At 41.6% G+C, this 20436-nt stretch carries 18 protein-coding genes; 15 read left to right on the forward strand and 3 right to left on the reverse strand.

Annotated elements, in window-relative coordinates; all coding sequences use genetic code 11:
• The first annotated feature begins 115 nt into the window (after positions 1–115).
• Positions 116–958: an HDOD domain-containing protein gene (locus BIZ38_RS14355; RefSeq protein WP_187490585.1), complete on the forward strand. Its 843-nt coding sequence runs from the start codon at positions 116–118 to the stop codon at positions 956–958.
• Between the two features lie 58 nt (positions 959–1016).
• Here BIZ38_RS14355 and rdgC read toward each other — a convergent pair whose 3' ends face one another.
• Positions 1017–1925 carry a recombination-associated protein RdgC gene (gene rdgC / locus BIZ38_RS14360; RefSeq protein ID WP_054552583.1) on the reverse strand — a complete coding sequence of 303 codons (909 nt, stop codon included), beginning with the start codon at positions 1923–1925 and terminating at the stop codon, positions 1017–1019.
• 90 nt (positions 1926–2015) lie between these two features.
• Positions 2016–3779 carry a sensor histidine kinase gene (locus BIZ38_RS14365; RefSeq protein WP_187490586.1) on the reverse strand — a complete coding sequence of 588 codons (1764 nt, stop codon included), beginning with the start codon at positions 3777–3779 and terminating at the stop codon, positions 2016–2018.
• 238 nt (positions 3780–4017) lie between these two features.
• On the opposite strand from BIZ38_RS14365, the gene BIZ38_RS14370 reads away from it, so the two are divergent.
• The 4 genes from BIZ38_RS14370 to thrC all read left to right on the forward strand — a co-directional run bounded on the left by BIZ38_RS14370 (position 4018) and on the right by thrC (position 9275).
• Positions 4018–4392: a response regulator gene (locus tag BIZ38_RS14370; RefSeq protein ID WP_054552581.1), complete on the forward strand. Its 375-nt coding sequence runs from the start codon at positions 4018–4020 to the stop codon at positions 4390–4392.
• Positions 4393–4619: 227 nt separating this feature from the next.
• Complete coding sequence (gene thrA / locus BIZ38_RS14375) at positions 4620–7037, forward strand: bifunctional aspartate kinase/homoserine dehydrogenase I (RefSeq protein ID WP_138615804.1); 2418 nt, start codon at positions 4620–4622, stop codon at positions 7035–7037.
• A 9-nt stretch (positions 7038–7046) separates the two neighbouring features.
• Positions 7047–7973 carry a homoserine kinase gene (thrB, locus tag BIZ38_RS14380; protein ID WP_138615806.1) on the forward strand — a complete coding sequence of 309 codons (927 nt, stop codon included), beginning with the start codon at positions 7047–7049 and terminating at the stop codon, positions 7971–7973.
• Positions 7974–7991: 18 nt separating this feature from the next.
• Positions 7992–9275, forward strand: a complete 1284-nt coding sequence (gene thrC, locus BIZ38_RS14385) for a threonine synthase (RefSeq protein ID WP_187490587.1) — start codon at positions 7992–7994, stop codon at positions 9273–9275.
• 64 nt (positions 9276–9339) lie between these two features.
• Here the strand turns inward: thrC and BIZ38_RS14390 are convergent, their stop codons facing one another.
• Positions 9340–9708 (reverse strand): hypothetical protein, encoded by a 369-nt coding sequence (locus BIZ38_RS14390; protein ID WP_187490588.1) that lies wholly within the window; start codon positions 9706–9708, stop codon positions 9340–9342.
• Positions 9709–9999: 291 nt separating this feature from the next.
• Between BIZ38_RS14390 and glyA the strand changes: the two genes are divergently transcribed.
• From glyA to BIZ38_RS14440, 10 genes are all read left to right on the forward strand, one after another.
• Entirely contained in the window at positions 10000–11256 is a 1257-nt protein-coding gene (gene glyA / locus BIZ38_RS14395; RefSeq protein ID WP_054552577.1) for a serine hydroxymethyltransferase, read from the forward strand.
• Positions 11257–11362: 106 nt separating this feature from the next.
• Entirely contained in the window at positions 11363–11812 is a 450-nt protein-coding gene (nrdR, locus tag BIZ38_RS14400) for a transcriptional regulator NrdR (RefSeq protein ID WP_054552576.1), read from the forward strand.
• Positions 11813–11814: 2 nt separating this feature from the next.
• The gene (ribD, locus tag BIZ38_RS14405) at positions 11815–12954 is read left to right on the forward strand and encodes a bifunctional diaminohydroxyphosphoribosylaminopyrimidine deaminase/5-amino-6-(5-phosphoribosylamino)uracil reductase RibD (RefSeq protein WP_187490589.1); all 1140 of its coding nucleotides are present in this window, start codon (positions 11815–11817) and stop codon (positions 12952–12954) included.
• A 4-nt stretch (positions 12955–12958) separates the two neighbouring features.
• Positions 12959–13612, forward strand: coding sequence for a riboflavin synthase (locus BIZ38_RS14410; protein WP_054552574.1), 654 nt, complete (start codon positions 12959–12961; stop codon positions 13610–13612).
• A 42-nt stretch (positions 13613–13654) separates the two neighbouring features.
• Complete coding sequence (ribBA, locus tag BIZ38_RS14415; RefSeq protein ID WP_138615817.1) at positions 13655–14770, forward strand: bifunctional 3,4-dihydroxy-2-butanone-4-phosphate synthase/GTP cyclohydrolase II; 1116 nt, start codon at positions 13655–13657, stop codon at positions 14768–14770.
• 105 nt (positions 14771–14875) lie between these two features.
• A complete protein-coding gene (ribE, locus tag BIZ38_RS14420) occupies positions 14876–15340 on the forward strand; it encodes a 6,7-dimethyl-8-ribityllumazine synthase (RefSeq protein WP_054562661.1) in 465 nt (154 codons plus the stop codon).
• 15 nt (positions 15341–15355) lie between these two features.
• Positions 15356–15766 carry a transcription antitermination factor NusB gene (nusB, locus tag BIZ38_RS14425; RefSeq protein WP_054552571.1) on the forward strand — a complete coding sequence of 137 codons (411 nt, stop codon included), beginning with the start codon at positions 15356–15358 and terminating at the stop codon, positions 15764–15766.
• Positions 15767–15810: 44 nt separating this feature from the next.
• Positions 15811–16785, forward strand: coding sequence for a thiamine-phosphate kinase (thiL, locus tag BIZ38_RS14430; protein ID WP_187490590.1), 975 nt, complete (start codon positions 15811–15813; stop codon positions 16783–16785).
• Entirely contained in the window at positions 16782–17267 is a 486-nt protein-coding gene (locus BIZ38_RS14435) for a phosphatidylglycerophosphatase A (RefSeq protein WP_054552569.1), read from the forward strand. Before thiL ends, BIZ38_RS14435 begins: the two co-directional genes overlap by 4 nt.
• Before the next feature lie 33 nt (positions 17268–17300).
• The gene (locus BIZ38_RS14440) at positions 17301–20387 is read left to right on the forward strand and encodes a ligand-binding sensor domain-containing diguanylate cyclase (protein ID WP_054552876.1); all 3087 of its coding nucleotides are present in this window, start codon (positions 17301–17303) and stop codon (positions 20385–20387) included.
• Positions 20388–20436: the final 49 nt, after the last annotated feature.

Raw genomic sequence — 20436 nt, forward strand, 5'->3', positions numbered from 1 at the left:
GATTTTCTTAACTTTAGCGTTAAGTTAGACAATACTAAAACAAGAACTAATCTAATAATGTCAGTCATTAGTTTGTCTTTATTTTGGCAAACTAACCCAAGAGGATGGCACGCATATGTCAACAGAGAATGCATTACTGACCATATTGGTCGACAGAATAAATAATGACACTTTAGTGTTACCGACATTACCTGAAGTTGCAGTAAAAGTGAGGCAAGCAGCAGATAACCCAGAAGTAAACTTGATGGATATGGCAGATGTTATCTCCCATGATCCAGCGTTATCGGCACGAATGATTAAAGTGGCCAACAGTGCATTTATGGGGCGCTCAGTTAAAGTCACCAATCTTCATCAAGCCGTCACACGAATTGGTCTACGTCAAATCAAAAATATTGCCACCGCAATGGCGATGGAACAATTGTTTGTATCGCATAATGAGCTGATAAAAGGGTATATGGATAAAGCATGGCAAAAAACCCTTAAAGTTGCATGTCACTCAATTACTCTAATGGACTTTTTCTTACGTCGAAATAAGCAAACATCACTGAACCGAGATACCATTACGCTAGCTTCATTAGTCTATAACATAGGCGTGTTGCCAATTTTGACTGAGGCTGAAAAGCACCCTGAAGTTTTTGCAAATCCAAGTTTTTTGGCACACGCTATCCAAAAGTTAGGAGGCAAAGTAGGTGGCGCAATTATGCGTGCTTGGGGCTTTACTGATGAGTTCGTCGAAGTTGCTGAAAGCTGGGCAAATCCAAACTATCGTCCAGAGCAAATATGCTATGTTGACTTTATTCGTATTGGCGCGATTTTAGAAGGCATCTTGCAGGTTTCTGACAAATCGGCAGCATTGCAAACATATGTTGATAAAGGCGTAATAGAATCGCTTGAGTTATTTAATGAAGACGAATATCACGATATGCTTGATGAGGTCAAAGCCATTTTTACTGAATAGCTAAAAACACAAAGCGCGACCAAGTCGCGCTTTGTGTTAATTAACATTTAGGTTAATTTTATAAATCTTCAGCGTCGCCTAAACCTTGGGTCAGCTCTTCTAGCAACTGTTTTATTTCTTCTGACGCTAAGATGAAGTCAGCATCAAGTTTTACCGCCATATCTTCTTTTGGAATATCGGCGTTTTCTTCTTTTAATGTTTCTGAATAGCTTAGACGCTTAATCGAGCCATCGTTTTGTAGCATGAACTTAACGCGTTCTTGCCAATCAAGAGCCAGTTTAGTTACGCGCTTACCATTTTCTAGGTGTGACTTTACTTCGTCACATGATAAGTCATGGCCTTTCAATTTAACCTGAGCACCACTGTCATCGGCTTCTTCAAGCTCTGCATCGTTACCGATAGAGAAGCCTTCAGGAGTGCTGAAATTAGTTAACCAATCTGTTAAAAATACATCTAAATCATAATTAGCAAATGCAGGTACGACAGGTAGCGTGCCAAGTGATTTACGAAGTAGGGCTAAAAGCTCTTCTGCTTTATTAAAGCTTGCGCTGTTAACGACAACCCAGCCATTTTTTTGGTCAATAAACGCAAACTGTAGGCTCGACTTTTTAAATGCTTGAGGCAGTAAAGTGTGCAGAATATTTTCTTTTAGTTCGTCTTTTTCTTTTTTCTTTACCGGACGGTTTTCTTCCGCTTCGATTTGCTCAACTTTCTCTGCAACCAATTCGTTGATAACGGCCGCAGGCAGTACTTTTTCTTCACGCTTAGCGCATACTAAAATGCTGTCTTGAGAGAAGTGAGATAGAGTTTGACCATGCTTACCAAAGGCTTTTGTCCAACCAAATGTTGAAAGCTCTTGGCCTGTACATGAGCGGAACAGATCTTGTTCTAGGGCTTTGTCGAAGTCTTCTTGAGAGTATGAAACGTCTTGTTTAAAACGGTAACAGATAAGGTTACTAAACCACATAATTAGGCTAATCCTTTCAATAAATTTGCCCAATCATAACAATAAAAAACTGATGCCGAAATGAATCATTTCGCCATCAGTACGAATTGCTTATGAGTTAAACATTGAGAGCGGTTTAGGCATGTTTTTTGGGAAACTAATATGGTAATGCAAGCCTTTTCCAACTTCGCTTGTTACTTCTATATCACCGCCAAGGGTTTGCTTCACTAAGTTTAAAGTGATATGAGTACCTAACCCACTGCCACCCTGATCACGCTTGGTTGTGAAGAACGGGTCAAACAGTTTTTCTAGCTGATGTTCGGATACACCATTACCATTATCTTTAAAGTCGATAACGACTTCATCTTCTTCGTCTTTAATTATGATATCTATGATGCCACTTTCAATGCCTTCAAAGCCATGAATAAGTGCGTTCATGATCAAGTTTGTAAAAATTTGGCTAATAGCGCCTGCAGGCAGGTTGAGTGTTAAATCTTCAGGGCAATCTAAATTGATATGATGAGATGTTTTCTTTAGTTTTGGATGTAAAGAGCGGATCACTTCGCCTAAATACTCTTTGAAATTAATAGTACGTACTGCTTCACTGGCTTGATCGACTGCAATTTGTTTGAAACTTGCAACCAACTCTGATGCACGGTCTAAATTACTAGTAAGTAAGCTAGTGCTTTGCTTGGCGTCATTAATAAACTCTTCAAGCGCTTTTGGTGATAGGGTTTTTTCTTTGTATGCCGCTTCAATCTGATCTAAACGTTCTTGTAAAAATGAAGTCGCAGTCACACCAATCCCGATTGGTGTATTTACATCATGGGTAATACCTGCAACTAAGCCGCCTAAAGCAGCCATTTTCTCGGAGCCGACTAGGCGCTCATGTGCTAAGTTCAACTCATCAACATAGCGCTGTAACTCAGTTTGCTTGGTTATGAGTTCTTGTTCAGTTTGTTTACGAAGGTCTATCTCTTCAGTCAGTGTTAGCTTTTGTTTTTCTAATTCATATTTCTGTTGCTGCAAATCCATCATCGCTTGGCTAAGGTTAGATGTTTTGCGCGCGACTTCTTGCTCTAACTGTAAATTATGTTGGTCGAGTTTTTCATTACTAAGTACAAGCTCTTTCTGAGTATGTTCCAGTTCTTCTCGGTAGAGAACAACTTTATCTATTAAACGGTTAAAAGATTCTTCCATTACTTTTAATTCGTTGTGTTCAGTTGTGTGGATCTCGATATGGCGGCCTTCTAAATCGTTTAGTTCAAGATCTTCAATTTGTTCTGTAAATTGCGCAAGTGGTTCAGTTAAGCGTTTTCTAAATGCTAATAAGAAAAGTATGATCAAAAAGGTGGTTTTGATCATTGCGTTACCGATTAGAAAATAAATAGAGATCATGATGCGGCTAAATACCACTTCTCGGCTTGAGAATAAGGTTACATCGCCTACTTGAGTTGTTTTACCCGAAAACTCAAAAATAAGCGGAAATGTATAGCCGAATAAACCGGATGGTGTATCTTCAATTATCGCTTCTTCTTGCACTAACTGCTGGCTATATAGCTCGTGAATATCTAATGAGCGACCTAATTGTGAGAGTACCTCGCCACTATCATCGCGCACAATAATGCCTTCGATCATAGGGATTGCGAGTAAGCCTTCAGCTGTTGTGATGGTTTGTTTATCGTTAAGTTCCCAAATTGCACGGGTTAAACTACGGCTAAATGTTTTTTGTAAAGTGGTTAATTCGTCACGAATGTAATCTTTAGTGTTTACATATTCAGCAATAACCTGCCCACAGGTCACTACAAAAGTGAGTAAGAAGTAGACCGAGAGCACATTTGTTAACAATTCTTTTGATAGGCTTTTCTGTAACATAGAATACCCATAGCTCCTTGGTTACATTTGTAATACATTCAATTAGTTCTAAAGTTAGCTAATAAACGGTTAAAAATAAATAAATAAATCCTTTTTTACTGGAGTATTTATAAATTGTTACTATTTTTTAAAAAAACTTAACCTTACTGCACCAATAAAAGTGTGTTATAAATTTCGCTCGTCTTTTACTTTAGCCTTTTTAGATGTTGTATTTGCTACAGCGAAGATTTTTATATTCATGAATAACCCTAATTTTTCAATACTGGTTTGTGATGATTCAAGTATAGCTCGCAAACAAGTAGTTCGGTGCTTAGGTAACTGTTTAAGTGCTGATATTCAACAAGCAACCAATGGTCGAGAAGCACTTGCTTTACTACGCGAGCAAAACTTTGATCTATTGTGTTTGGATTTAACTATGCCAGAGCTAGATGGTGTTGCTGTACTTGAAACGATCAAAGCAGAGAAAATAGAGTGCTTTGTTATAGTTATTTCAGCTGATATTCAAGCGCAAATGAAGCAAAAAGTAGCTAGTTTGGGAGCCATTGATTTCATCGATAAGCCGATAGATATTGTTCGACTGAAAGCAACTTTGCATAAATTTGGTATTCATTAATCTTTTGTATAACAAAAGTGCATAATTTATCTTTTCTTTAAGGGTTGACAGCTTGGCTACATTTAAGGCAGTCTAAAGGCTATGAAAACATTTAATCACGCAACGACCATTATTATTACAACCATCATCCTTACGGGATAGTGGCATAGGTCGGTGCAACAAATTTATAGGCCTGTGTTCACTAGAACACAGGCCTTTTTCGTTTATGGAATGAGGAAACATAAATAATGCGAGTATTAAAATTTGGTGGGTCGTCCTTGGCCGACTACGCATGTTTGCAACAGGTAGCTCAGTTAGTCAAAGAAGAATTACGCGATGAAATGCTGTTAGTGCTGTCAGCACCAGGTGGCATGACAGATTCATTAGTTGCATTAGCAAGCGCTGCAGAGCAGGGGCAAGATTTTAGAGAGTTATGGCAAGCATTGGTTGCGCGCTGTGAACAATTAAAAGCTGCTGTTGAAGCTGACTTTGGTCAGGTAGTGAATTGGCCTGATTTAAACGAACTTAAGAATAAACTGGATGGTGTTGCACTTTTGAAGTGTTGCCCAGACCAAGTACGTGCTTATGCAATTAGTTTTGGTGAGCGCGTTAGTGTTGCCTTGATGGAGTGTATGCTTAAAGAAAGTAATGCTCGTTATTTAGAAGCAACAGACTGTATTGCATCTGTAGGTGGCTACATTGATGCTGAAGCTGACTTGGCCGCAAGTAAGTTACGTTTTCAAGCTGCATTAAAAGCAGCACCGAGCACTATTTATATCATGCCGGGTTTCACTGCTGCCAATGAGCAGGGAGAACTAACAACACTTGGTCGCAATGGTTCAGATTACTCAGCAGCAATAGCTGCGGCATGTTTAGAAGCTGATGTATGCCAGATCTGGACTGATGTTGACGGTGTTTACAATGCTGACCCGCGTTATATCAAAAAAGCATCTAAGGTTGATTCGTTATCTTATAAAGAAGCAATGGAGCTGTCTTACTTTGGTGCGAAAGTATTGCACCCGAAAACGATTTTACCTTGTGCTAAAGCAGGTGTGCCGTGCGAGATCAAAAATACTCATAACCCACGTGCTGAAGGTTCAGTGATCAGTAACGACAGTGTGTCGAACGAGCCTGTTAAAGCGCTATCAAGTTTACAAAACCTCGCTATGTTAACGGTGTCTGGCCCAGGTATGAAAGGCAAAGTGGGTATGGCATCAAAAGTATTTAATGCATTGGCGCATGACAATGTGTCAATTGTACTAATCACACAATCTTCGTGTGAATTTAGTATCAGTTTCTGTGTGCATGAGAGCGACCTATCACTTGCTCTAGAAGCATTACAAACTGCTTTCGAATTAGAATCACAAGCCGGTTTAATCGAACCAGTTCAAGTACAGCGTAACCTTGCGATTGTAACCCTAGTTGGTGATAACATGCGTGCGCACAAAGGCTTAGCAGCTAAGTTCTTTGCTTCATTAGCTCAAGCGCAGGTTAACATTGTTGCTATTGCACAAGACTCGACTGAGAGTGCTATTTCAGCGGTTATCGATGGTGAACTATGCAACGACGCAGTGAAAGTGTGCCATGAGAACTTCTTTACTCACATTCCTTCAATCGATGTGTTTTTACTTGGCTGTGGCTTAGTAGGTCAAGAACTTATCCAGCAGTTAAAGCGTCAACAAGCATGGCTTGAAAAACGTAATATTAAACTGAACTTGTACGGTGTTGCTAATTCAAGGCAGCTTTATCTAGATAGCGAAGGCATTGCTTTTGATGGTTGGCAAGACAAATTAGCCGTGTCAGAGCAGGCATTTGATTTAAATTTGGTCGAGCAATTTGTTAAACAAAACCATTTAATTAACCCTGTGATCGTAGATTGTAGCTCAGCCGATAAGCTTGCTGGGCAATATGTTGATTTCTTGAATGCCGGTTTCCACGTTGTTGCGGCAAACAAAAAGGCCAATACTAGCTCGTATGCTTACTACCAAGATTTAGTTGCAGCGACACAGAAGAATAATCGTAAGTTTTTATACGAAACAAACGTAGGTGCAGGCTTACCAGTACTTGATAACCTGAAATCACTCTTTGGTGCCGGTGATGAGCTTATTAAGTTCAGCGGTATCTTGTCGGGTTCATTATCGTATATGTTTGGTGCGCTACAAGATGGTTTATCACTTAGCGAAGCCACGTTAAAAGCAAAAGAAAGTGGTTTTACAGAACCAGATCCGCGTGATGATTTATCAGGCACTGATGTTGCTCGAAAACTACTGATCATTGCTCGTGAATCGGGTCTTGAGTTAGAACTAAGCGATATCGAAGTTGAATCTGTTTTACCAAAAGGGTTTGCAGAAGGTGATTCTGTAGCAGATTTCATGGCAAAACTACCATCACTTGATGCACAGTTTAACGACCGTATACAAAGTGCTGCAAGCGAAGGTAAAGTACTTCGTTATGTGGGTACTATTGAAAACGGTCAATGTAAAGTAGGCATTGAAGCCGTAGATAGTAACCATGCTCTTTATGATATCCGTGACGGTGAAAATGCACTGGCCATCTTAAGTCAATATTATCAACCTCGTCCGTTTGTTATTCGTGGTTATGGCGCAGGTGCTGAAGTAACGGCTGCAGGTGTATTTGCCGACATTTTAAAAACGTTAACACGTTAGGAGCTGGTCATGATCCGTGTATATGCACCCGCTTCAATCGGGAATTTTGCTGTAGGCTTTGATGCGTTAGGTGCTGCGCTAGCACCAATCGATGGCACCTTATTAGGCGATGTTGTAGAGGTGAGTGCCGCTGAGCAAGATACTTTTGTCTGCTCTGGCGACTATGCCCACAAACTGCCTGCTAATGCTGAAGAAAACTTGGCTTATCAATGTTTAATTCATTTTAAAGAACACGTTGCACCGACTATGCCAGCGGTAAAACTTGAGCTTAAAAAGAACCTACCAATTGGTTCAGGTTTAGGTTCTAGTGCCTGTTCTGTGGTGGCTGCGTTTGCAGCCCTTGATAAGTTCGCTGAAACCAACTTATCTCAAGAGCAACTTATCGAGTTGATGGCTGATTTTGAAGCCATTGTTAGTGGCGGTCGTCATTACGATAACATCACACCCTGTTATTTAGGTGGCTTGCAATTAACTGGTGAACTCATTCCGAACAAGTCAATTTCGTTACCTGTTGATAATCAATGGTATTACGTAGCGGCTTTTCCGGGATTTTCACTGAATACCGCAAAAGCGCGTTCGGTCTTGCCAACGCAATTATCAATGCACGACAGTGTTGAGTTCGCACAGCGACTTTCTGCATTTAGCAGCTTATTGCTTACAGGTCGCTTTGACGCAGCGCTTTCCATTATGAGTGATGAAATCGCTGAGCCACATCGCGCACCGCTCATTCAAGGCTTTGCCGAAGCAAAGAGTGCCTTGCCAGAGCTTGGTGCAGAGATTGTCAGCATTTCTGGTGCGGGCCCAACATTATTTACCGTGTGTAAGAGCCTGGAAGCTGCTAAGCAGTGTGCAGCTTGGCTGAATGATAATTACATCAATGAGCAGGGCTTCTGCCACATCTGCCAACTTGATCAGCTTGGCACACGACAGCTTTAAAGAATTTAAGGAATAAACATGCAATTACATAATTTAAAAGATGAAACACAACAGGTGTCGTTTGTTGAAGCGGTAAAAACGGGTTTAGGGCGTAATCAAGGTGTATTCTTCCCTAATAGCCTTACACCAATTCAAGACATTGATAAGTTACTTGATTTAGACTTTGTGAGCCGTAGCAGTAAGATTTTATCGCACCTGATTGGTGACGAGCTTCCTGCCGATACCGTTGCACAGATGGTGCAAAATGCGTTTAACTTTGATGTGAAATTAGTTGAAGTAGAAAAAGATATTTATTGCCTTGAATTATTTCATGGCCCAACGCTTGCGTTTAAAGACTTTGGTGGCCGTTTTATGGCTGAGTGTCTTGCGCAATTTAATCAGGGTGAAAAAGTCACGATTTTAACGGCTACATCAGGCGATACAGGGGCTGCAGTTGCCCATGCATTTTATAATAAGCCAAATATCGATGTCGTGATCTTATACCCGAAAGGTAAAATTTCATTAGCGCAGCAAAAGCTATTCACAACGTTAGGCAACAACATTCATTGCTATGCGGTTGATGGTAGCTTTGATGATTGTCAAAGCATGGTAAAACAGGCGTTTTTAGATGATGAAGTGAAACAAAAGCTTGGTCTGAATTCAGCAAATTCAATTAATATCAGCCGTTTAGTTGCACAGGTTTGCTATTACTTTGAAGCGATTGCTCAATTACCAAAAGAGCAGCGTAGTAAAGCGCATATCTCAGTTCCAAGTGGTAACTTTGGTAATGTGTGTGCCGCGATGATCGGTGCTGTGCTTGGTATGCCAGTAGCGAAATTAAGCGCTACAACTAACCAAAACGACACAGTGCCACGTTTCTTACAAAATAAAGAGTGGGCACCGAATGATACGCTTGAGTCACTATCGAACGCGATGGATGTAAGTAAACCGAATAACTGGCCGCGTGTTCAGTTTATGTTGGATAACGAATGGTTTAGTTATAATGACTTTTATTCAAGCTGTGTTGGTGAAGAAGAAACAAAAGAAGTGATGAAAAAAATTCATCAAACAGGTTACATCGCAGAGCCTCATACTGCAATTGCTTATCAGGGCTTGAAAGAAAATCTAGCTGATGGCAGTGCAGGTATCTTTTTAGCGACTGCACACCCAGCTAAATTCAAAGACAGCGTAGAGCAAATTTTAGACATCGAATTGCCTATGCCGAAACCACTAGCAGATGCATTAGCAAAACAGTGTTTAGCTGAAGATATTAAGTTTGATTATCAATTGCTTCGAACTGTGCTGTTAAATAAATTAGCTTAGTGCTTAATAAAGGTATAAAGAGCGGCTAAGCCGCTCTTTTTAATGCAGTCTTTTAATGAAGCCTTTAATGAAGTAACGAGTGACTATGTCGGTTTAAAATCCTCATGCTTAGGATGACCCCGGCCGCGATACATAGCAAAATGCTGATCACCGAGACGAGCTCATTTTGCGTCCATTGCATCAAGGTGAAAGCCGAAATAAAAATGATAAAAGGTTTAAATTCATAGTAATAGCGACGTTTTTTTTGTTTAACACGCTGGCTTGAATGATCGGTTCTTCTGGCTTCTGAACGCATCCGCCAAATATTAGCACCTAATAAAAATAAGATTACACCGATGAGAGTTGGCACATAATTATTTGCCAATGCGATACAGCTTATGCCAAGAAAAAAATATCCGTAGGGGACTAATTCGTATATTGGTTTAGCTAACATGTACTTATACCATCCTTGATATTGACTAGTCCTATAAGCTTAGTTTGTCCCTATAAAAACGCAATTTAATCGGGCGGTTTTTCGTTGAAATAACATTTTAAATATCTATGAAATATTTTAAATCTATAAATTTTTATTATGTATCAATAAAAAAATATCATTATTAAAACACTGTGAAATAAATTCAATCCCTGTTTAAATATGTTCATCTTTACAAGATAGGCAAAAGTGCGTTTTAAGCGTACAATACAGCCTTCAAAAAACACCATACACGTTGCCTTAGGAGACCCCATGTTAGAACGTAGCATGAATATTTCGGATTTCGATCCAGAGTTATTTGCAGCCATCACTAAAGAGACGGCTCGTCAAGAAGAGCATATCGAACTGATCGCGTCTGAAAACTATTGTAGCCCACGCGTACTTGAAGCGCAGGGTTCTCAGCTTACCAACAAATACGCTGAAGGTTACCCAGGCAAACGTTACTATGGCGGTTGTGAGCATGTTGATGTTGTTGAGCAATTAGCAATTGACCGTGCAAACGAATTATTCGGCACAGATTACGCTAACGTTCAACCGCATGCGGGCTCACAAGCAAACGCAGCTGTTTTCCAAGCACTTCTTCAGCCGCACGATACAGTACTAGGTATGAGCTTAGCTCATGGTGGTCACTTAACTCACGGTTCACACGTTAACTTTTCTGGTAAAACGTACAATGCAATTCAATACGGCCTAAACGACGAAACAGGTGAAATTGATTATGCTCAAGTTGAAGCGCTTGCATTAGAGCACAAGCCAAAAATGATCATCGCTGGTTTCTCTGCATACTCAGGCGTTGTTGACTGGGCTAAATTCCGTGAAATCGCTGATAAAGTTGGCGCATACTTATTCGTAGATATGGCTCACGTTGCTGGTCTTATCGCAGCGGGTGTATACCCAAGTCCAATCCCTCACGCACACGTTGTTACAACAACAACTCACAAAACATTAGCGGGTCCTCGTGGCGGTCTAATCGTTTCTGCATGTGGTGATGAAGAGATCTACAAAAAACTAAACAGCGCTGTATTCCCTGGCGGTCAAGGTGGTCCTTTATGCCACATCATCGCTGCTAAAGCGGTTGCTTTCAAAGAAGCTTTACAACCAGAATTCAAAGCGTACCAAGCACAAGTTGTTAAGAACGCTCAAGCTATGGTTGAAGTACTGCAAGAGCGTGGCTACAAAGTTGTTTCTGGTAAAACAGACAACCACTTATTCCTTCTAGACCTAATCGATAAAGATATCACAGGTAAAGATGCTGACGCTGCTCTGGGTAACGCTAACATCACTGTAAATAAAAACTCAGTACCAAACGACCCACGTTCACCGTTCGTAACGTCTGGTCTTCGTATTGGTTCTCCGGCTATTACTCGCCGTGGTTTCAAAGAAGCTGAGTCAAAAGAGCTTGCTGGCTGGATCTGTGACGTACTAGACAACATCAACGATGAGTCAGTACAAGCAGAAGTAAAAGAGAAAGTTAAAGCTATCTGTAAAAAATTACCAGTTTACGCTTAATTACTGGTTAAACCGTAATTAAGATAACAATAGCGTTGTTTTTTGCTATCATAAAGGCCGCTTACTAAGCGGCCTTTTTGTTTTTTATAAACGGAACTAGAACCCTATGCATTGCCCTTTTTGCACCGCAAAAGATACTAAAGTAATTGATTCTCGACTAGTTGGCGGTGGTCACCAAGTGAGACGTCGACGTGAATGTAACGAATGCCATGAGCGCTTTACCACCTTTGAAGGCGCTGAACTTGTGATGCCAAGAGTCATCAAGCAAGACGGTAGCCGCGAACCATTCAATGAAGACAAGTTACTGAATGGCTTGCATCGCGCTTTAGAGAAACGCCCAGTGAGCACTGAGCAGGTCGACGAAGTCGTTAACATCATTAAATCTCAACTTCGTGCTACGGGTGAGCGTGAAATCTCTAGCCATTTAATTGGCGAATGCATCATGGAGTCACTAAAGAAACTCGACAAAGTAGCCTATGTGCGCTTTGCATCGGTTTATCGTTCATTTGAAGATATTCGCGAGTTTGGTGAAGAAATCGCTCGTTTAGGTGATTAATCATGTCGTTTACAGAGCTTGATACGGCTTATATGGCGCGTGCCATTGAGCTTGCTAAACTAGGTCGTTTTACCACGACGCCAAATCCGAATGTTGGCTGTGTTTTGGTTAAAGATGGCGAAATAGTCGGTGAAGGGTTTCATCAATTAGCAGGGCAGGGCCATGCTGAAGTGAATGCCTTGGCTGTAGCTGGCGACAACGCGAAAGGCGCCACTGCATATGTGACTTTAGAGCCTTGTAGTCATTATGGACGTACTCCACCTTGTGCCGAAGGTTTAAAAGCTGCAGGTGTAAGTAAGGTCATTGCCGCTATGGTTGACCCAAACCCTGCGGTGAGTGGTCGCGGCCTACAAATTTTAGCAGACGCAGGTATTAGCGTTGCATCTGGTTTACTTGAGCAGCAAGCGCGCGATTTAAATAAAGGCTTTTTAAAGCGTATGGAAACTGGATTGCCATATGTGACGTGTAAAATGGCATGTAGTTTAGATGGTAAAACTGCGCTAAATAACGGCCAAAGTAAATGGATAACAGGCCCTAAAGCGCGCCAAGATGTGCAAGCATTTCGTGCGCAAAGCTGTGCTATCTTAACCGGTGCAGACACCGTTATTACTGATAATGCAAAACTTAATGTCCGTGTTGATGAGTTGCCATTTACCATGCCAACCTCGTTGCCTTTGCGTCAACCAACCCGAATCATTATTGACTCACAAAACAGGTTAACGCCTGAGCTTGCGTTATTCAGCATCGAGAGCCCGGTGATAATTTTTACCACTTCGCTTGATAATCACACCAAATGGCCTCACTTTGTTAAACACGAAGTAGTACCAGCAATTAACAATAAAGTTGATTTATCGGCGGTTTTAAAGCGTCTTGCTGAATTACAATTTAATCATATTTGGCTCGAAGCAGGAGCAACCCTTGCAGGGGTGTTCGCAGAGCAAGATTTAATTGACGAATACATTGTTTATATTGCCCCTAAGTTAATAGGTGATATGGGCAAAAGCTTACTAAACTTTGCAGAAGTCACCATGATGAGTGATATCACTGAACTGACCTTTACAGATACAGTGATGATTGGCGACGATATTCGCTTAACAGCGACAAAAGCAAAGCAAGCCACAAAAATTGAAAATAAAGAGTAGCACTATGTTTACTGGAATTATTGAAGCAACAGGTAAAATTGTTGAACTAACACAAAAGCAAGGTGATCTAGCTATTCGTATTCAAAGCGCTAATTTGGATATGGAAGACGTTAAGCTCGGTGACAGTATTGCCACCAATGGTGTGTGTTTAACGGTTGTCGCTAAACATAGCGATGGTTTTAGTGCTGACTTATCAAACGAAACAATTAGCTTAACTGGGTTTGCACATTATAAAAAAGGGCAAACAGTTAACCTCGAAAAAGCTATGCAACCGGTTTCTCGCCTAGGTGGGCACTTAGTGTCAGGCCATGTTGATGGTATTGCTACTGTCGAAAGTATTAGTCCTAATGCTCGTGCAACTGAGTATTGGTTAAGTACTGACAATGATTTAATGAAGTACATTCCGTACAAAGGCTCGGTGTGTATTGATGGCATTAGCCTAACCGTCAACGAGGTTGAGCAAAATCGCTTTAAGCTGACGATTGTTCCACATACTGCTGAGCAAACAACGATTGCAGAATTTCAGGTGGGTACTCAGGTGAACTTAGAAGTTGACCAGATTGCTCGCTATTTAGAGCGCCTAATTAAAGGGGCTGAACAACCTTCCCGTTCAGACATATCAATGAGCTTGCTCGCACAAGCTGGCTTTATTAAGTAAGCAAAGATACGTCACTATTAATCATACTCTCATGGGCACATTATGAATTTACACAGCGCGCAAGAAATTATCGATGACATTAAAGCCGGTAAAATGGTTATTTTAATGGACGATGAAGACCGAGAAAATGAAGGCGATTTAATTATCGCGGCAGAACATATCAGTGCTGATGCCATCAACTTTATGGCAACACACGGCCGTGGTTTAATTTGTTTAACAATGACACAAGAGCGTTGTCAGCAGTTAGAATTACCACTGATGGTTAAAAATAACGGTGCAGCTTTTTCAACTAACTTCACTATGTCGATTGAAGCGGCAAAAGGCGTAACTACAGGTATTTCAGCAGCCGACCGCGCACGTACCGTACAAGCCGCAATCGCTAAAGGTGCCGTACCGAGCGATATCGTACAGCCAGGGCATATTTTCCCAATTATGGCGCAGCCTGGTGGCGTGTTAACACGTGCTGGTCATACTGAAGCGGGTTGTGATTTAGCACGTTTAGCAGGTCTTGAACCTTCATCTGTGATTGTTGAAATTCTAAATGCAGATGGCACTATGGCCCGTCGCCCAGATCTTGAAGTATTTGCTAAAGAGCATGACTTAAAGATTGGCACTATTGCAGATTTAATCGAATACCGAAACCTAAACGAAACCACCATTGAGCGCGTTGCTAAATGTAAACTGCCAACGGATCATGGTGAGTTTGACTTAGTGACCTACAAAGACACTATTGATGGTCAGCTTCACTATGTTTTACAAAAAGGTGAAGTATCGAAAGATGAGCCAACGTTAGTACGTGTTCACTTACAAAGCACCTTTAACGATATTCTATTATCAGATAGAAGTGCTGATCGTAGCTGGGGCTTATCAGATGCTATGGCTTATATCGCTGAGCATAACGGCGTGCTGGTTATTTTAGGTAAACAAGAATCAACTGAAGATTTAGAAGCAACCGTTAAAGCCTTTGCCGCTGAAGATGCGGGCGAAAATGTCAGTCATCGTAAATTCCAAGGTACCTCGCGTACTGTGGGTGTTGGTTCGCAAATTTTGGCTGATTTAGGTATTGAAAAGATGCGCTTAATGAGCCGTCCTAAGAAGTACCACGCGCTATCTGGTTTCCACTTAGAAGTGGTTGACTATGTTGAGCCTCGCTCTTAATTTGGGAAAATAGATTTACTAGGCTACTTTTATATTTTTGTGGTATTATGCGCCGTAATTTTTGCGCAATCGCAACCGCTTAAACTTATTTTTTAGGGTTATTAAATGAAAATTATTGAAGGTAACAAATACGCACCGGGCAAAAAATTTGCCATTGTCATTTCTCGCTTTAATGACTTTATTGGTAGCAGCCTATTAGCAGGTGCTGTTGATGAGCTTAAGCGCACAGGTGGTGTTTCTGAAGACGACATTACTGTTGTTTACGTACCAGGTGCCGTTGAATTACCTTTAGCAGCGAAACGCGTTGCAGCAAAGAAAGAACACGATGCAATCATCGCTCTAGGTGTCGTGATCAGAGGTGGTACGCCACACTTTGATTTAGTCGCTGGCGAATCAAACAAAGGTCTTGCACAAGTATCTCTTGAGTACGATATCCCGGTTGCATTTGGCGTATTAACCACTGAAAGCATTGAGCAAGCAATTGAGCGCGCAGGTACCAAAATGGGTAATAAAGGCGGCGAAGCTGCTTTAGGTGCGCTTGAAATGGTTAATGTGTTAGACAAAATTTAAGTTTAAGGAATCTCTGTGAAACCAGCAGCAAGACGTAAAGCACGTATCTTAGCACTTCAAGCCGTATACTCTTGGCAGTTAAGCGGCAACCCAATTGCTGATATTGAACAGCAAATGTTAATTGAAAATGATGTGACCAAGATCGACGTCGAATATTTCAAAGACCTAGCACGCGGTGTTGTTGTTAACTGTAAGCAATTAGATGAAATCGTTGCACCACATTTAGCACGCCCAGCTGATGAGTTAGACATGGTCGAAAAAGCAATTTTACGTCTGTCTGGCTATGAGCTGAAATTCCGTGAAGACGTACCTTACAAAGTGGCAATCAATGAAGGCATTGAGCTTGCTAAGATGTTTGGTGCTGAAGACAGCCATAAATTTGTCAACGGTGTACTTGATAAAGCAGTGAAAGAACTGCGTAAGTAAGTAACCCCGTAAAGGAGAGCCGGCTTGGGCCGGCTTTTTTGTGTATGAAGGAATTTGAATTAATCAATCGTTATTTTAAGGGCCGTGGCATTATTCGCCGTGATGTGAACCTAGGTATTGGTGACGATTGTGCCTTAGTAACTGTGCCTGAAAACTGTCAATTGGCGGTAACAACAGATACTTTAGTTGCGGGCGTACACTTTTTTGATGACATCTCTGCGCGTGCTCTTGGGCATCGAGCTTTAGCTGTTAACTTAAGTGATCTTGCGGCAATGGGCGCTGAACCTACGTGGATTTCGGTAGGCCTAACTTTGCCTGAAGCAAATATAGAGTGGCTTGAAGAGTTCACTGAAGGCATGCATGAAATTGCAGAGTACTTCAATGTGCAAATCATTGGTGGTGATACCACTCAAGGTCCTTTAACTATTACGATTTGTGCTAAAGGCATCGTGCCTGAAGGCAAAGCACTGCGCCGTAGCGGTGCTAAAGTGGGCGATTGGATTTATGTAACAGGTCCATTAGGAGATGCTGGTGTAGCCATAGAAGCCCGTAAACAAGGCCTCGATATCGCCCCTGAACACTTAAGCTATTTAAATAATCGTTTTGATTATCCGACGCCACGTGTAGCAGCGGGGCAAGTTTTGCGAGGCGCAGCCTCTTCAGCAATTGATATCTCCGATGGCTTATTAGCTGATTTAGGCCATATTTTAGCGCTATCGCAAGTTAGTGCGGTGATCAATGTTGATAAAGTGCCTGTTTCTGATGCATTAAATTCGTCGATTCCACGTGCTGAGCAATTTGACTATATCTTAAATTACGGTGACGACTATGAGTTGCTGTTTACTGTGCCAGAAAGCAATAAAAGCATGGTTGATATGAAACTGCGCCAATATGGTGTAGAAGCAAGCTGTGTAGGTCAAATTAAAAGTGGCGAAGGTGAGATTGAGCTATTGCTTGATGGTGAAAAGTTTAACTATCAAGGTAAGGGCTTTCAGCACTTCGCGAAGGAGCCGGTTTGAGCAGTAACCGTTTATTCAATTTAAAACGCCCACACCAATTTTTTGGTCTGGGTTTTGGCTTAGGCCTTGCCCCTAAAGCGCCAGGCACCTTTGGTACCTTTGCTGCCTTGCCATTTATTTTCACCACAATGTATTTTCCGCTTTGGTTACAAATTGTATTTGCTGTCGTGATCAGCGTGTTTGGTATTTGGGCATGTGGTAAAACAGCAGATGACTTAGGGGTGCATGATCATCCAGCCATTGTTTGGGATGAAGTTGCTGGTTATTATATCACCATGATTGGTGCTGCACTGAGTTGGCAGTCACTGTTGGTTGGTTTTTTATTGTTCCGCTTTTTTGATATCGCTAAACCAGGTCCTATCAGAATTTTAGATAGACGTTTACACGGGGGCTTGGGCATCATGGCTGATGATATTTTAGCAGGTGTTTTTTCATTAATTTGTGTTCAAGCCTTGTTTAAAGCAGGCTATTTGCCTTTTTAAACGATGAGTTAAGTGTTACTTGGTGGCAAGTATATGATGCGATTTCTAGTTGTCTGTTTGTTGATGCTTTGCAGCATGCCTGCGTTTGCATCTATTACTGACTATGTCGTCAAACAGTGGAACATCCAAAATGGCTTGCCATCGCAATCATTAAAAAGTATTGCTCAAGATGAGCAAGGCTATATGTGGCTGGGTACTCAGTTTGGCTTAAGCCGCTTTGATGGTAATACGTTCACTAACTTCAATACGCAAAACAGCGACTTCCTGCCAAGTAATGGTATCAATAAATTACTAGTCGATAGCACAGGGTTACTTTGGGTTGGTACCAAGAATGGTTTAGTAACACTTGATCCTAAAACCATGATGTCGCAAACCTTTAACGTTAAAGGTCCGGTGCGCGATATTCTCGAAGATTCCAAAGGCAGTATTTGGATTGCAGCGAATGGCCTTTATTATGTTGCTCGAAATCAAGTCACACTTAATCAAAACTCAGCGTTAATCGTGCCGGTATCTAATGCTACTGCAATTACGCAAATTGTGGGTTCAGTGAGTCAAATGGCATTGTCGCCAGAAGGCATTTGGCTGGTTAATGAGCGTCACTTATTGCGTTTAACTAATACCTCTTCTGATTTTGCGAAATTACGATTAGAGCTGACTGCCAAGGTTTCACTACCTGAACGATTAGCGCAAACCATTATTCATGACATGGCGTGGCTTGAAGGTAACTTGTATCTTGCCTCAGAGCTTGGTGCCTACTTTCTTGATTTAGATGACGAGCTGCGTCCATTCCCACTGCCAAATGCCAGTAACTCTGCCGTTTATAAGTTTATGAGCGACTCCGATGGCGCGCTATGGATTTCGACTTACGGCCGACTGTTATTTCGTGATAACTCAGGAGATTGGCAATGGGTTGAACCTAGCCAGCTCGATCAAAGCATTTGGTTTGCCGATATTTTCCGTGACAATCAAAATAACATTTGGCTGGCAAGCTTCAGTGAAGGCTTATGGCTTGCTCACGAAGGGCGTATTGAGCGTCACTCAGCTATCTCAAATATGACCGAAGCGGTGATGGCGATTAGCCAAGCACCTGATGGCAAATTATGGGTGGCTAACCGTAGCGGTGTTGGCTACTTCGACTACAACAAGAATTTTGTAAATCAAATTCCGAGTAATCAGTTTGGTCGAGCAGCAGTGCACGACTTACAATTTGATGGTGATCGTTTGTACATCGCAACAGGCCGCGGTGTGTTTTATTACGAAAACCAAAACCTGTATACGGTGCCTGGGCGAGCGCTGCGCGATAACCCAGTATTTGCAATTAGCCGTTCTAGCAAAGGTGGATTTTGGCTCGGTACTGGCCGCGGTATGTACCGCTTAAGTTATGGTGGTTTAACACCTTTTGCATACAATGCCTTCTTAAGCAGCAAATTTATTACTTATGTTCATGATGAGCAGAATTTTGGCTTAATAGGTACCAGTAAAGGGGCTTATTACTTTACCGACCGCGGGATTGAAAAAATTGGCGACCAAACTAGTTTAGAAAGTGCTTACGTCACCAGTATTTTGAATATCGAAGGAGTGGGAATATTAATTGGTTCACTTAACGATGGCTTATTTTATCGCAGTACCAAAGGGCAGTGGCGTCAGTTAGATGCCACCGATGGTCTACCGTATGGCTCTATTTTCAGTCTAGTTTACGACAAGCAATTAAAACGTATTTGGGTCAGTACTATGAAAGGCGTATACCGTATGCCTGTAGAGCAGTTTGGTACTGATATCGAAAGTTTAAAAGTAGAACAAGTGATCTCATCGTTTGACCGTCAACTTGATGGTAAAGCGAGTCAATGTTGTGCTGGCCTTGGCCATGATGCTGTAGCAGACACAGGCAACTCTATTTGGTACCCAAGTCTGCAAGGTGTGGTAGAAATACCAAAGAGCGTTGAGCTGTTTGGTGTACAAGCACTTAAGCCTCGTATTGAAAGCTTGATCACGCCGCTTCGTCATTTAAGTACCGCAACTTTAGGTAATAAGCCTGAGCTACAAATTGATGAACGCGATGTAACGTTAAAATATACCGCGATTGATTATTATGCCCCTTCAAGTATCGAGTTCCGTTACCGTTTAAGTGGCTTAGACAGTGACTGGCGTTATGCCAATACTCGTCGTGAGGCAATCTATACCAACTTACCGCCGGGGTCGTTTTTGTTCCAACTTGAAGCAAAGCGTCGTGGTGAAGATTGGCAAAAAGCACGTCGTACCGAGTACAGCTTTGTAGTGCCGCGTCGTTTTGATGAGACTATTTATTTTAGACTCTTGATCACCAGCAGCTTTATTTTACTGTTCTACCTCGTGTTTTGGGTATTTAGAGCGCAAGAGAAACGTAAGCAATTAGCGCTTGAAAGCTTAGTAACAGAACGTACCGTAGAGCTTCGAGAAGCTAACGATAAGCTTAACCAAGTGAACTCACAGCTTAAGCTAGTTAGTCACTCAGATGAGCTTACAGGCTTACGTAGCCGTCGCTTCTTGTTTGATCAGCTCCCTAAAGATATCGAACACTTCCAGCGTAACTCACAGTCATTGCAAGCGCAGGGTAAGTCGCTAGTGCTATTAATAATAAACTTTGATAACTTCAGCCGCATTAATGATGCGTATGGCCCACTTGCAGGCGATAGCTGTTTACAGCAAATGGCGACTTTGTTGAATAGCCGTACTCAAGGTTCTGACTATGTTGCGCGTTGGAGTGGTGACGAGTTTTTACTCTTACTACGTGATTTCAAACGCACAGCAATAGACAATTATGTGGCCGACTTATGTGAAGCAATTGCAGCAAACCCATTTAGATTACCGAATGGGCAGTCGACCACTATCACTGCGTCGATTGGTTGGTCTTTTTATCCGTTACCTTTACTGGGTGGCCAAGTTATTGGTTGGGAAACCTCAGTTAACCTTGCCGATATCGCACTGCATCAAGTTAAAAAGCGCGGTGGCGATGGTGTAGCAAACATTACCTTTGATGAGCAATTAGATGCCTTTGAGTTCGAGCAAAGCAACAATGTTGATCAGCAACTCAGCGCACTGCAAGCCAATGGTTTAGCCGATATTAAAATTTGGATGCGTTAATACTCTCTAAACTAAGTGAGCAGGTATAAAAAATGCCTTACCTAGGGCT

This window comes from Pseudoalteromonas sp. BZK2, assembly GCF_014349195.1.
Classification (GTDB): domain Bacteria; phylum Pseudomonadota; class Gammaproteobacteria; order Enterobacterales; family Alteromonadaceae; genus Pseudoalteromonas; species Pseudoalteromonas simplex.

Bases quoted from the DNA above. Each gene is read 5' to 3' on its own strand.
- BIZ38_RS14355 (WP_187490585.1), top strand. From the start codon at position 116: ATGTCAACAGAGAATGCATTACTGACCATATTGGTCGACAGAATAAAT.
- rdgC (WP_054552583.1), bottom strand. From the start codon at position 1,925: ATGTGGTTTAGTAACCTTATCTGTTACCGTTTTAAACAAGACGTTTCA.
- BIZ38_RS14365 (WP_187490586.1), bottom strand. From the start codon at position 3,779: ATGTTACAGAAAAGCCTATCAAAAGAATTGTTAACAAATGTGCTCTCG.
- BIZ38_RS14370 (WP_054552581.1), top strand. From the start codon at position 4,018: ATGAATAACCCTAATTTTTCAATACTGGTTTGTGATGATTCAAGTATA.
- thrA (WP_138615804.1), top strand. From the start codon at position 4,620: ATGCGAGTATTAAAATTTGGTGGGTCGTCCTTGGCCGACTACGCATGT.
- thrB (WP_138615806.1), top strand. From the start codon at position 7,047: ATGATCCGTGTATATGCACCCGCTTCAATCGGGAATTTTGCTGTAGGC.
- thrC (WP_187490587.1), top strand. From the start codon at position 7,992: ATGCAATTACATAATTTAAAAGATGAAACACAACAGGTGTCGTTTGTT.
- BIZ38_RS14390 (WP_187490588.1), bottom strand. From the start codon at position 9,708: ATGTTAGCTAAACCAATATACGAATTAGTCCCCTACGGATATTTTTTT.
- glyA (WP_054552577.1), top strand. From the start codon at position 10,000: ATGTTAGAACGTAGCATGAATATTTCGGATTTCGATCCAGAGTTATTT.
- nrdR (WP_054552576.1), top strand. From the start codon at position 11,363: ATGCATTGCCCTTTTTGCACCGCAAAAGATACTAAAGTAATTGATTCT.
- ribD (WP_187490589.1), top strand. From the start codon at position 11,815: ATGTCGTTTACAGAGCTTGATACGGCTTATATGGCGCGTGCCATTGAG.
- BIZ38_RS14410 (WP_054552574.1), top strand. From the start codon at position 12,959: ATGTTTACTGGAATTATTGAAGCAACAGGTAAAATTGTTGAACTAACA.
- ribBA (WP_138615817.1), top strand. From the start codon at position 13,655: ATGAATTTACACAGCGCGCAAGAAATTATCGATGACATTAAAGCCGGT.
- ribE (WP_054562661.1), top strand. From the start codon at position 14,876: ATGAAAATTATTGAAGGTAACAAATACGCACCGGGCAAAAAATTTGCC.
- thiL (WP_187490590.1), top strand. From the start codon at position 15,811: ATGAAGGAATTTGAATTAATCAATCGTTATTTTAAGGGCCGTGGCATT.
- BIZ38_RS14440 (WP_054552876.1), top strand. From the start codon at position 17,301: ATGATGCGATTTCTAGTTGTCTGTTTGTTGATGCTTTGCAGCATGCCT.